This window comes from Micromonospora sicca (assembly GCF_003172935.1).
Taxonomy (GTDB): domain Bacteria; phylum Actinomycetota; class Actinomycetes; order Mycobacteriales; family Micromonosporaceae; genus Micromonospora; species Micromonospora sicca.
Map to the genome: position 1 here is coordinate 13,306 of NZ_QGKS01000271.1, position 12,196 is coordinate 25,501.

Here is a 12,196-nt window from a genome sequence, read left to right on the forward strand (position 1 = left end):
CACCGGATCCGGCCCCGCTGACTACGGTCGGGCCATGAGCCTCGATCCGCCCGAGTTGCGCCGCCGGTTCGCGTCACTGAGCACCGCGCACGTCGCCGACGCCTGCCTGCGGGCGGCGGTTCCGGTCCGCTGCGCGCCCGCCGCCGTACGGCCCGTCCAGCCGGGTGTGCGGCTGGCCGGCCGGGTCGCGCCCACCCGGCACGCCGGCAGCGTCGACATCTTCCTCGAGGCGATCGACCAAGCGGCCCCGGGCGACGTGCTGGTCGTCGACAACGCCGGCCGCGTCGACGAGAGCTGCGTCGGCGACCTGGTGGTGCTGGAGGCGCAGGCCGCCGGCCTGGCCGGCGTGGTGGTCTGGGGTCTGCACCGGGACACCGCCGACATCCGGGCGGTCGGGCTGCCGGTGTTCAGCCTCGGCGCGATCCCCACCGGCCCGCAGCGCCTCGACGCCCGTCCGGCCCAGGCGTTGATCTCGGCGGCGGTGGGGGAGTGGACGGTGGACGCCGAGGACGTCGCCCTGGGCGACGACGACGGCGTGCTCTTCGTGCCCGGGCGCCGCGCCGGTGACCTGCTCACCCTCGCCGAGTCGATCCGGGACGCCGAGCGGCGGCAGGCCGAACGCATCCGCGCCGGCGTCCCGCTGCGTGACCAGGTGCGCTTCGCGGCCTACCTCGCCGGGCGGGCCGAGGATCCCGCGCTGACCTTCCGCGCGCACCTGCGCGGTAGGCGGGGCGATCGAGGAGTGACGGGTCAGCCGACCGCGGTCGGCGACGGCGGGGCGCTGCCGCCCTGCGGGGCCTCGGCGGTCATCAGCCGGACGATCTCCGCCCGGTCGGCCGCCGACGGCAGACCCCACCCCGGCCGGTAGCCGTAGACCTCGCGCAGCGGGGTGGCGGCGGTCCGGCCGTCGAGGATCTCCACCGCGTCGGTGTCGATCAGGCCCGGGTGCTCGACCCCGCAGGCCTCGGCGACCTTGACCAGGTCCCGGCGCAGCGTACGGAGGTAGTTGGCGGCGCGTACGGACTTCAGGGTCGGGTCGAGGCCCCGGGCCAGCCAGGGGTTCTGGGTGGCGACGCCGGTCGGGCAGGTGTCGGTGTGGCACTTCTGCGCCTGGATGCAGCCGATCGCCAGCATCGCCTCCCGGCCGACGTTGACCATGTCGCAGCCGAGCGCGAACGCGACGATCGCGTTGTCGGGCAGGCCGAGCTTGCCGCCGCCGACGAAGACGGTCCGCTCGTGCAGGTCCTTCTCGGCGAAGGTTCGGTAGACCCGGGAGAAGCCCTGCTGGAACGGCAGCGACACCGAGTCGGTGAAGATCAGCGGCGCGGCGCCGGTGCCGCCCTCGCCGCCGTCCACGTTCACGAAGTCCACGCCGCGGCCGGTGTCCCGCATGAGCGTCGTCAGCTCGTCCCAGAAGCCCAGGTCGCCGACGGCGGACTTGATGCCGACCGGCAGCCCGGTCTCGGCGGCGAGCAGTTCCACCCAGTCGAGCAGGCTGTCACAGTCGGAGAACTCGGCGTGCCGGGACGGGCTGACGCAGTCCTGACCCTGCGGGATGCCCCGGGTCGCGGCGATCTCCGCCGACACCTTGGCCCCGGGCAGCAGCCCGCCCAGGCTCGGTTTCGCCCCCTGGCTGAGCTTGATCTCCAACGCCCGCACGGGCGCGCCGGCCATCAGCTCCTTCAGCCGGTCCAGGCTGAACCGCCCCCGCTCGTCCCGGCACCCGAAGTACGCGGTGCCGAGCTGGAACACCAGCTCACCGCCGTTGCGGTGGTACGGCGACAGCCCGCCCTCGCCGGTGTTCTGCAGGCAACCGGCCAGCGCGGCGCCCTTGTTCAGCGCCTCCACGGCGCGGCCGGACAGCGAGCCGAAGCTCATCCCGGAGATGTTGACCACCGAACCGGGCCGGAACGCCTTCGCCCGGCCCCGCGGCCCGCCGAGCACCTTGGCGCAGGGCAGCTCCACCTCGTGCCCGGCGGCCGGCGTCGACGGCGGCACCGCCCGGCCGAACGTCCGGTGCTTGATGATCGGATACCCGGGCGTGTACTCGATGTCGTTGTCCGTGCCGAAGCCGAAGTAGTTGTTCTCCTTCTTCGCCGAGGCGTAGATCCAGCGGCGCTGGTCCCGGGTGAACGGCCGCTCCTCGTTGTTGCCGGCCACGATGTACTGCCGCAGCTCCGGACCGATCGCCTCCAGCAGGTAGCGGGCCCGCCCGATGACCGGGAAGTTGCGCAGCAGCGCGTGGTCGCGCTGGAGCAGGTCGCGCGCGGCGAGGGCGGCGACGGCGGCGGAGACGACGGGTACGGCGCGACTGGCCCACTTCATGCCCGCCTCTCTCCCCGGCCGGCGCGGGCGCGAAACTACCGGGTGTCGTGCGCCGCCACCAGCCGCTTGAGCGCCTTGTTCCGCCAGGCGTGCTCGCGGGCGATCGCCCGCAGCCGCGTACTCATGATCGCCGATTGTGCGCCAGCGGCCTCGGCCGCGACGACCGGTTATCGGGCCGGGAGGTGCTGGACGAGCTGAATCGGATTGCCGTCCGGGTCGGCGATCCAGGCGATCAGCAGCCGGTCGAGCCAGGTGTGCGGCGCCGCGAGGGCGGGTGCGCCGTCGGCCGTGACCTTCTCGTACGCGGCGGTGGTGTCGTCGGTCCACAGGACGACCGCCGCGCGCTGACCCGACGGGACGGGGGCCAGGCCGTGGTCGTCGCGGGTGGAGTCGACGGACGCGATGCCGATCCGGTACCCGTCAAGTGTCAGATCGACGTGGATCGGCTCGCCCTCGGCGGGCACCCGGAAGGTCTCGGTGAACCCGAGCCGCGCGTAGAAGGCGGCCGCCCGGGTGACGTCCTCGCTGAACAGGATGACCTGCGGCGTGCGGAACATCGACACTCGTGGACGATACAACGACCGCTCAGTGATGTCAGTCCGGCAGGCGGGGCATCTCCAGGCCGGGGTCGCGGCCGAGCAGCACCGCCCGGGTCAGCGCCGACGAGCCGAACCGGTCCCGGACCGCGTCGACCGCGGCGTCCAGTTCGGCGCCCGGGTCGCGGTCGAACGGCAGCGGCGGCTGCTCGTGCCGGTCGTCGAGGTTGCCGACGGACACCCCGATCAGCGTGATGCCCCGGGCCTCGACCTCCGGCAGCGCCGCCCGCAGCAGCGCCCGCGCCGCCGCCAGCAGCGGCCCGGTCTGCGCCGTCGGCTTCACCAGCGTGTGCGAACGGGTCGCCCGGGTGTAGTCGGCGAACCGCAGTCGCAGCATCACCGTGCGGCCGGTCCGCCCGGCGGCGCGCATCCGTCGGGTCACCCGGTCGACCAGCCCGGCCAGGACGGCGTCCAGGTCCGCGGGGGAGTGCGGCTCCCGGCCGAGCGCGTGCTGGGCGCCCATCGAGGAGCGCCGCCGGCCGACCTGCACCGGGCGCGGGTCGCGGTTGTGCGCCAGGGCGTGCAGGTGCCGGCCGGCGCCCGCGCCGAGCAGCGACACCAGCGTCGCCTCGCCCAACCGGGCCACCTGCCCCACCGTGCGAATGCGCCGCTCGCGCAACTTCGCCGCGGTGACCGGGCCGACGCCCCAGAGCCGCTCCACCGGCAGCGGGTGCAGGAACTCCAACTCCCGGTCCGGCGCGACGACCAGCAGGCCGTCCGGCTTCGCCACCCCGCTGGCCACCTTCGCCAGGAACTTCGTCCGGGCCACCCCGACGGTGATCGGCAGGCCGACCCGTTCCCCGACCTCCCGGCGCAGGCGTACGGCGATGTCGAGCGGTGGGCCGGCGAGGCGGCGCAGGCCGCCGACGTCGAGGAACGCCTCGTCGATGGAGAGCCCCTCGACCAGGGGAGTGGTGCCGCGGAAGATCTCGAAGACGGCCCGGCTCGCCGCCGTGTAGGCCGCCATCCGCGGCGGCACGACGACCGCGTCCGGGCAGAGCCGCCGCGCCTGCCGCCCACCCATCGCGCTGCGTACCCCGCGCGCCTTCGCCTCGTAGCTGCACGCCAGCACCACGCCACCGCCGACGATCACCGGCCGGCCGCGCAGCCGCGGGTCGTCCCGCTGCTCGACCGACGCGTAGAACGCGTCCAGGTCGGCGTGCAGGATGGTGGCGTCGCCCGACACGAACACATGTTCGCACGGTCGTCTCGCCGAGCTCCGCTGACCTGCCGAAACAGTGACCGTCGGCGGTCCGGAACGCCCGGCGTCGCGGACGCGGGGGCGGCGGGCCGGCCCCGGTCGCAACCGGGGTGCCACGAGCTCCGACGACGATGTTCCATTTCCCGCACGCACCGCCACCGGATCACACACAGTGGGAGCGAGGCCGGGCGGGGATCGGGTCGACGTCGCCGGTCCGCCGGTGACGGCGCCGGGCGGGTGGAGGTGGCATGACCGGGTTGCGTACCGACCTGTACGAGCTGCGGATGGCGGCCAGCTACCTGCGCCGGGACATGGTGGCACCCGCCACGTTCAGCCTGTTCGTCCGCCGCCTGCCGCCCCGGCGCGGTTTCCTGGTGGCCGCCGGGCTGGCCGAGGCGCTGGCCTTCCTGGAAGGCTTCGCGTTCGACGACGCCGAGCTGGGCTACCTGCGCGACGTCGTCGGCCTCGACCAGCCGACCGTGGCGGCGCTCGCCGGGCTGCGGTTCACCGGCGACGTCCGGGCCGTGCCGGAGGGACGGGTGGTCTTCGCCGACGAGCCGCTTCTCGAGGTGACCGCGCCGATCGCCGAGGCGCAACTGGTGGAGACCGGCGTGCTGAACCTGCTCACCTTCCACACCACGGTGGCCAGCAAGGCCGCCCGCTGCCGGCTCGCCGCCGGGGACGCGGAGCTGGTCGACTTCGCGTTCCGCCGTACGCACGGGATCGAGGCCGGGGCGGGCGTGGCGCGGGCGTCGGCCATCGCCGGCTTCGCGGCCACCAGCGATGTCGAGGCCGCCTGGCGCTACGGCCTGCAACCGTCCGGGACCATGGCCCACTCGTACGTCGAGGCGTTCCCCGACGAGCGGGCCGCGTTCCGGGCGTTCGCCGCCGACTTTCCCACCAACCCGGTGTTCCTCGTCGACACCTACGACACGCCCGCCGGTGTGCGGGCCGCCGTCGACGTCATCACCGAGCTGGGCCTGACCGGGCCGCTCGGTGTCCGGCTCGACTCGGGCGATCTCGCCGCGCTGGCCCAGCAGACCCGCGCGATCCTGGACGGCGCCGGGCTCACCCAGGCGAAGATCGTGGCCAGCGGCAGCCTCGACGAGGACGTGATCGCCACGCTCGTCGCCAAGGGCGCGCCGATCGACGCGTACGGCATCGGCACCCGGATGGGCGTCTCCTTCGACGCGCCGTCCCTCGACAGCGCCTACAAGCTCGTCGCCTTCGGCGACCGGCCGGTGCTCAAGCTGTCGCCCGGCAAAGCCACCCTGCCCGGCCCGAAGCAGGTCTTCCGGGACCCCGCCGGGGCCAGCGGCGACGTGGTGGGGCTGCGCGACGAACCCCCGCCGGCCGGCCGCGAGCCGTTGCTCGTACCGGTGATGCGCGGCGGACGTCGCCTCGAGCCCGCCGATCCGGCCGGTGAGGTGTGCGCCGCGCGCCGCCGGTTCGACGCGGACCTCGCCTGGCTGCCCGAGGGGGCGCGGCGGCTGGCCGACCCGACGCCGCTCACCGCCACGGTCAGCCCGGGGCTCGCCGAGCTGCGCGACCGGGTGACCGCGCAGGCGGGGCGGGGCGGTGCGTACTGAGCCGCCGGTGCGGCCCCGGGGCGTCAGCCGCACCCCGGCGGAGCTTTCCGCATCCGGGGCCGGGCCGTAGGTTGAGGCCATGACCGCCTCGGTGGATGTGCTGATCGTCGGCGCCGGCCCCACCGGCCTGGCCCTGGCGGCGCAACTGGCCGCGCACGGCGTTCGGCCCCGCCTGGTCGACCGCAGCCTCGACCGGGTCCACGAATCACGCGCCCTGGCCATCCAGCCGCGCACCCTGGAGGTGCTGGCGCGGTTCGGCGTCACCGACCAGCTCGTCGCCGAGGGCAACCCGGCGGTGCGGCTGCACCTGCACGCCCGGAACCGGGTGCTGACCGTGCCGATGTTCGACCTGGGCCTGCCCGACACCGCCTACCCGCACCTGCTGTTCCTCTCGCAGGCCGAGACCGAACGCATCCTCGCCGATCACCTGCGGACCTCCGGCGTGCGCGTCGAGCGCGGCGTGGAACTGGTCGACCTGCGGAGCGCGGCCGACCAGGTGACCTGCCGGCTGCGCCACCGCGACGGCCGGGAGGAGACGGTCGGCGCCCGGTACGTGGTCGGCTGCGACGGCGCGCACAGCGCCGTTCGCCGCGCCGCCGACATCGCCTTCGAGGGCAGCTCCTATCCGCAGACGTTCGTGCTGGCCGACGTCGAGGCCGACGGTCTCGCCACCGGGGCGGCCCACGTGTTCCTCTCCGACGCCGGGATGCTGTTCTTCTTCCCGCTCGGCCGGCCGGCCGGCTGGCGGCTGCTGGTGATGCGACCACCGGCCGACCCCACCCCACCGGACGCGGCGGTGACCCTCGAGCAGGTGCAGGCGCTCGCCGACGGGTACACCGGCGGGACAGTGCGGCTGCACGACCCGGTGTGGATGACCAACTTCCGGCTGCACCACCGCGCGGCCCGGCGCTACCGGGCCGGGCGGATCCTGCTGGCCGGCGACGCCGCGCACATCCACAGCCCCGCCGGCGCCCAGGGCATGAACACCGGCATCCAGGACGCCATCAACCTCGGCTGGAAACTCGCCCACACGCTGCCCGGCGGCGCCGGGGCCGGGCTGCTGGACACCTACGAACCCGAACGCGCCCCGATCGGGCGGATGGTGCTGCGCTTCACCGACCGGGCGTTCACCGTCGCCACCTCCACCAAACCGCTCGTCCGGTTCGCCCGTACCCGCATCGCCCCGACCGTCATCCCGCTGGCCGCGCGAGCCCGGGCCGGCCGGGCGTTCGTGTTCCGTACCGTCGCCGAGCTCGACATCCGGTACCGGCGCAGCCCGCTGTCGGTGGAGGGGCCGCGCCCGCCCCGGCGTGGACCCCGGGCCGGCGACCGGCTGCCCGACGCGCCCGTGGTGGGCGACCGGCAACCGACCAGCCTGCACCGGGCCACCGCCGCCCCCGGCTGGCACCTGCTGCTGTGCGGCCCCGGTCGGACCTGGCCCGCCGGACCGGTCGAGCAGCTGTCCCGCGGCCGTGGCGGTCTGCTCACGGTCCAGCGCCTCGGCGCCCACGACGAGCCCGGCGCGCTGCACGACGCGGAGGGACACGCCCTGCGCCGGCTCGGCCTCGACGCCGCCGCCGCCGCGCTCTACCTGGTCCGACCGGACGGCCACGTCGGGTTCCGGTCCGGCGCCGACGGCTGGCCCGCGCTGGTCGACTACCTCGACCGCTGGCTGCCACCCTCCTGAGCAGCCGGCGCCGCGCGGAGACCCCTGAACGGACCGGGCAGCACCGGAGGGGTTGCGTCTCCCGTAGGGGGAGACGCGAGGGTGGAGGCATGAACGGCGACACTGCCTACTCGATCGGTGAGCTGGCCCGACGGACCGGGCTGACGGTCAAGGCCATCCGCTTCTACTCCGACCGCGGGATCGTGCCGCCGAGCGGCCGCAGCCCGGCCGGCCACCGCCGGTACGGCATCGAGGACCTCGCCCGCCTGGAGCTCGTGCGGACCCTGCGCGACCTGGGACTGGACCTGACCACCATCCGGAAGGTCGTGGACCGGGAGGTGACGCTTCCCGAGGTCGCCGCGGCGCACGCCGAGGCGCTGGCGGTGCAGATCCGCATGCTGCGGCTGCGGCGCGCGGTGCTCACGGCCGTGGCCAGGCGCGGGTCGACCCCCGAGGAGATGGAGCTCATGCATCAGTTGGTCAAGCTCTCCGAGGAGGAACGCCGCCGTCTCGTCGGCGAGTTCCTCGACACCGTCTTCGGCGGCCTGGCGGCCGACCCGGGATTCGTCGGGATCAGGCGTTCGATGACCCCCGAACTGCCCGACGAACCCGGGGCGGAGCAGGTCGAGGCGTGGGTGGAGCTGGCCGAACTGTCCCGGGACCCGGACTTCCGCGCGAGCCTGCGCCGGATGGCCGAGCAGCACGCGGCCGAGCGCGCCCGGAGTGACGATCCGGTCGTGCGCCGCGACGCCGCCGCGCTCGTCCGTGACCTGGCCGGCCCCGCCCTGGCGGCCGGCCTCGATCCGGCCTCGCCCGAGGCCGATCCGGTCGTCGCGGCGGTCACGGCGCGGTACGCGCGGCTCTCCGGTCGCCCCGACGACGTCGACCTGCGGCGCCGGTTGTCGAGCCTGCTGGAGACCGCGAACGACCCGCGCCGGGAGCGGTACCTCCGGCTGCTCTCGGTGATCAACGGCTGGACGGCCCCGGACAGCCTGGCGCCGGCGCTCGACTGGTTCATCCGCGCCCTGCGCGCCCGGACTCCTCGGTAGGCCGGTCAGACGCCGCGGGCGCGGGGCCGGCCGGTGGACCGGCGCGACAGCGAACTCGGCGCGTTGACGCCCGCCTCGTCGCTCACGCTCATCCCCAGCCGCTCGACCAGTTCACCGCCGAGCCAGCCGGTCACCCCGGCGAGCAGGACCCCGGCGAAGCTGCAGATCAGCGCCAGCGCGTTCGGGTCCCAGTTGTCGGCGGCGCGGCGCAGCAGCCAGCTCACCGCGAACAGCAGCAGGACCACCACGTTGCCCAGGCCGTGCGCCGTGCCGACCCGCTTGGCCCGGGTGCCGGTGGGGATGGCCCGCCAGTCGATCAGGCCGAACACGGCGGCGACCAGGCCGCCGACGATGCCGGCGCCGATCGTGTACGCGGCGGAGATCTGGAACCCCGGCCGGTCGGTGATCAGGTACAGGATGTCGAAGATGACCGAGGTGGCGAGCAGGCCCAGCGGGAACACGATCAGGGTGGGGTGGATCGCGTGGCCCATGGCCTTGGCGCGACTTTCCATGGCAGCACTCCTGTCTCCCCCCAGGCGCCGCCGGATTCCCCGTCCCGGCGGCAATACACCTGCGGGTGACGCCGCCGCCCGCGCCCGGGCAGGCCCGGCCGGCCCGGTGCCGGCGCGACGGTCAGCGCCGGTGCCGGGTGGAGAGCGCCAGCAGCGTCGGCCGGCGGACCACCGCCAGCCGGTCCCCGCGCGCGCTGATCGACGTCCGCCCGCCCCGGCGGCGGCGCACCGTCAGGTCGACGGTGGCCCCACCGACCTGCACGCCCTCCAACCTGAGATCGGGCAGCCACTCGGGCAGGTGCGGATCGACGAAGATCGTCCGTAGCGGCGCGGCCGGGCGCAGCGCCAGCAGCGCCTGCACCAGCGCGATGATCGAACTGGCCGACCAGGCCTGCGGGGAACACGAGTTCGGGTACACGCCCGGGTGCGGGTGGGCCGCGTCGCGGGGCAGGCCGCTGAGCACCTCGGGCAGGCGGTGCTCCTCGAACAGCGCCGCCGCGGCGAACATCCCTTCCGCCAGCCGGTGCAGGTGTGCCCAGCAGCCGTACCGGGCCAGCCCGAGGCCGATCGTGCCCGCCTCCACCGGCCAGACGCTGCCCCGGTGGTAGCTGAACGGGTTGTACGCCGGATTCTCCGCCGACAGCGTCCGCACCCCCCAGCCGCTGAACATGTCCGGCGCGAGCAGCCGGCCGGCGACCACCGGGGCGACCCGCGCCGGCACGATGCCGGTGGTGAGCAGGTGCCCGTCGTTCGAGTTGACCGAGCGCACCGGGCGCTTGTCCGGCCCCAGCGCCATCGCGTAGCAGCCCCGCTCGGGCAGCCAGTACGCGCGGTGGAAGCGGCGGCGCAGGGCGTGCGCCCGGGCCACGAGGGCGGCGCCCCGGGCGGGGTGACCGGCCGCGGTGAACACCACGGCGGCGTGCCGCAGCGCGGCGTACCAGTAGGCCTGCAGCTCGCTGGTCGCGATCGGGTTGGGCACCACCCGCCCGTGCTCGTCGACGACGGCGGTGTCCGAGTCCTTCCACCCCTGGTTCTTCAGCCCCGCAGGGGAGCGGCGGTGGTATTCGAGGAAACCGTCCCCGTCGACGTCGCCGTACCGCTCGATCCATTCCAGGGCGCGCCGCGCCGTCGGCAGCAGCTCCCGTACGGTGCGCAGGTCACCGGTCCAGGCGAGGTACTGCCCGAGGAAGACCAGGAAGTCCGGCGCGGTCGACCAGTCGCCGTAGTAGCTGGTGAACGGGTCCAGCCCGAGCACGGAGACCGGTCCCCGGCGGGCCTCGTGCAGCGGCTTGCCGGGCTCCTCGTCCCGCCAGTCGTCGACCCGCCGCCCGAGGTGGTCGGCGTTGAGCCGGAGGCTGTCGGCCAGCATGGTCGGCCCGGCCAGCAGCGCCTGCCAGGAGGCGGTCATCGTGTCCCGCCCGAAGATCTCCTGGTAGATCGGCAGCCCCGCCATCGGCGCCGTCGGCCCGGCCGGCTCGCCGAGCGGCAGCACCGACAGGTCCTCCACGGCGCACCGCCAGGCCGCCGTGACGTCGAAGTTGCTGCTGCTCAGCCGGGTCAGCTCAGCGGCCAGCCGGGCGCGCGCCGATCCGGCCGGGTCGGCGGGCTCGGTGAACGTCGCCGGCGGCGCGGCCAGCCGTTCACCGTCGAAGATCGGCTCCACGACCACGTCCAGCCGGGCGGTGCCGTGGGGCGGCACCACGACCTCGACGGCGAAGGCGCTGTCGGCGTACCGGACGGGGACGCCGTCGGCGCGGACCTGGACGGCCACCGCGCGGTCGATGTCGTCGCGCAGATAGCTCAGCCGTAGCTCCCCGGCCGCGGCGTCCCAGCTCGCGCCGATTCCGCCTTCCTGCACCCGGCGACCCCGCTCGGCCTCGCCGGTGTCCGCGAAGTCGGCGCCGAGGCGGAGCTCCACCGCCATCCGCAGCGGCTGCTGCGCGTAGCTGACCACGGTGAGCCGGGTACGCAGCCCGTCGCCCACGAACCGTTCCGTCAGCAGGTACGCCGCCCGCGACGGCATCGCCTCACCGTCGGCCAGCTCGGCGTACGAGAGCTGGGCGTGCCCCTGCACGTTCCCCGTGCTGAACGGGACCGGCTCGCGGCCCTCGACGGTGATCCGCTCGACGCTGAGCACCCGGGTGTTGCGGGCGAAGAAGCCCTGCGGGTCGGTGCCGGTGATCCGGCCCCGCGCGTCGGTGACCAGGGTGCTCCACCCGCTCGCCACGTACAGCAGGTCGGGCCGTACCCGCAGGTTACGGACCCTGGTCATCGCGCACGCGGCCGTTGCCCGGTCATCCCGCGCCGGTACCCCTTTGCCGAGCCGGTACACCCGCACGCCTCGATCGTCGACTGCGCCACCCGTCACGGCTCGGCACGGGCCCGGGCGCGGACGAGCAGTTCGACGGCGAGCGCGATCGCCACCGCCTCCACCGCCAGCAGGGTCAGCAGGATCAGCAGCTGGGTCGCCCCGGCCTGGATCGGTCCCGCCCCGCCGAGCAGCACCCCGACGAACGCCCCCGGCAGCGTGACCGCCCGACCGTGCGGGTCTGGTCCAGCGCCGGGATCAGCGCCTGCCCGGCGGCCGGCCGGCAGATCTCCAGCGCGGCGTCGCGGGGGAGCAGCCCCAGGGCCAGTCCCGCCTCGTACTCGCCGTGCCGGCTGCGCAGCTCGTCCAGCGTCCGCCGACCGGCCAGGCTCGTCGCGGTCATCGCCCCGCCGATCAGGATGCCCGCGGTCGGCAGCAGCACCAGCGGCGTCGCGGGCAGCGCCCGGCTGGCCAGCAGTACGCCGAGACTCGGCACCACCCCGGCCGCGATGGCCAGCGGGGCGACCCGGGCGGGGCAGCCCGCCCCGATCCGCCGGCGCGCGGTGACGCTGGCGACCACGTACATGAGGAGGATGAACGCGCCGGTGCTCCACCAGTGGCGCAGCACGGCGACGATGACCAGCGACACGACGCCGAGCTGGACGGTGGCCCGGGCGGCCGCGCCCAGGATCGCGCGCGCCCGGCCGAGACCGCTCAGCCGGAGCACCGCGGCGGCCGCGAGGGTGAGCCCGACCAGGGCGGCGACCAGCGCCGGCCCGATCGGAACGGTGCCGCCGCTCATCGCCCCGCCGGGCGCGACCGCTCGTCGCGGGTGATGTCGTCGGCGCCGGACACCGGATGATCGTATTCGTGCCACCCGGCCGGCGCGCCCGATCCGCCGGCCGCCCGCCGGGCGGGAGGTGCCGGACCGATCCCGGATCCCGTCACCT

Annotated in this window: 11 protein-coding genes; 4 read left to right on the top strand and 7 right to left on the bottom strand. The window is 75.0% G+C overall.

Features of this window, described 5'->3' with window-relative positions:
• Nucleotides 1–34 precede the first annotated feature (34 nt).
• A complete protein-coding gene (locus DKT69_RS21625; RefSeq protein ID WP_146231169.1) occupies nucleotides 35–868 on the top strand; it encodes an RraA family protein in 834 nt (277 codons plus the stop codon).
• Here DKT69_RS21625 and DKT69_RS21630 read toward each other — a convergent pair.
• The 3 genes from DKT69_RS21630 to dinB all read right to left on the bottom strand — a co-directional run bounded on the left by DKT69_RS21630 (nucleotide 751) and on the right by dinB (nucleotide 4,107).
• Nucleotides 751–2,325, bottom strand: a complete 1,575-nt coding sequence (locus tag DKT69_RS21630) for an FMN-binding glutamate synthase family protein (RefSeq protein ID WP_109803344.1) — start codon at nucleotides 2,323–2,325, stop codon at nucleotides 751–753. The genes DKT69_RS21625 and DKT69_RS21630 overlap by 118 nt on opposite strands.
• A 167-nt stretch (nucleotides 2,326–2,492) precedes the next feature.
• Nucleotides 2,493–2,882, bottom strand: a complete 390-nt coding sequence (locus tag DKT69_RS21635) for a VOC family protein (protein ID WP_236648149.1) — start codon at nucleotides 2,880–2,882, stop codon at nucleotides 2,493–2,495.
• Nucleotides 2,883–2,919: 37 nt separating this feature from the next.
• Nucleotides 2,920–4,107: a DNA polymerase IV gene (gene dinB / locus DKT69_RS21640; protein WP_109803375.1), complete on the bottom strand. Its 1,188-nt coding sequence runs from the start codon at nucleotides 4,105–4,107 to the stop codon at nucleotides 2,920–2,922.
• A 263-nt stretch (nucleotides 4,108–4,370) separates the two neighbouring features.
• On the opposite strand from dinB, the gene DKT69_RS21645 reads away from it, so the two are divergent.
• From DKT69_RS21645 to DKT69_RS21655, 3 genes are all read left to right on the top strand, one after another.
• Complete coding sequence (locus tag DKT69_RS21645) at nucleotides 4,371–5,711, top strand: nicotinate phosphoribosyltransferase (protein WP_109803346.1); 1,341 nt, start codon at nucleotides 4,371–4,373, stop codon at nucleotides 5,709–5,711.
• A gap of 79 nt (nucleotides 5,712–5,790) precedes the next feature.
• Nucleotides 5,791–7,398: an FAD-dependent monooxygenase gene (locus DKT69_RS21650; RefSeq protein ID WP_109803347.1), complete on the top strand. Its 1,608-nt coding sequence runs from the start codon at nucleotides 5,791–5,793 to the stop codon at nucleotides 7,396–7,398.
• 89 nt (nucleotides 7,399–7,487) lie between these two features.
• The gene (locus DKT69_RS21655; protein WP_109803348.1) at nucleotides 7,488–8,426 is read left to right on the top strand and encodes a MerR family transcriptional regulator; all 939 of its coding nucleotides are present in this window, start codon (nucleotides 7,488–7,490) and stop codon (nucleotides 8,424–8,426) included.
• A 5-nt stretch (nucleotides 8,427–8,431) separates the two neighbouring features.
• Here the strand turns inward: DKT69_RS21655 and DKT69_RS21660 are convergent, their stop codons facing one another.
• The 4 genes from DKT69_RS21660 to DKT69_RS21670 all read right to left on the bottom strand — a co-directional run bounded on the left by DKT69_RS21660 (nucleotide 8,432) and on the right by DKT69_RS21670 (nucleotide 12,048).
• The gene (locus tag DKT69_RS21660) at nucleotides 8,432–8,938 is read right to left on the bottom strand and encodes a DUF2231 domain-containing protein (protein ID WP_109803349.1); all 507 of its coding nucleotides are present in this window, start codon (nucleotides 8,936–8,938) and stop codon (nucleotides 8,432–8,434) included.
• Between the two features lie 121 nt (nucleotides 8,939–9,059).
• Entirely contained in the window at nucleotides 9,060–11,210 is a 2,151-nt protein-coding gene (locus tag DKT69_RS21665; RefSeq protein WP_146231170.1) for an amylo-alpha-1,6-glucosidase, read from the bottom strand.
• 92 nt (nucleotides 11,211–11,302) lie between these two features.
• Nucleotides 11,303–11,443, bottom strand: a complete 141-nt coding sequence (locus DKT69_RS41640) for a hypothetical protein (protein ID WP_236648140.1) — start codon at nucleotides 11,441–11,443, stop codon at nucleotides 11,303–11,305.
• Nucleotides 11,392–12,048 (bottom strand): ABC transporter permease, encoded by a 657-nt coding sequence (locus DKT69_RS21670; protein ID WP_236648142.1) that lies wholly within the window; start codon nucleotides 12,046–12,048, stop codon nucleotides 11,392–11,394. The genes DKT69_RS41640 and DKT69_RS21670 overlap by 52 nt, the downstream gene beginning before the upstream one ends.
• Between the last annotated feature and the right edge of the window lie 148 nt (nucleotides 12,049–12,196).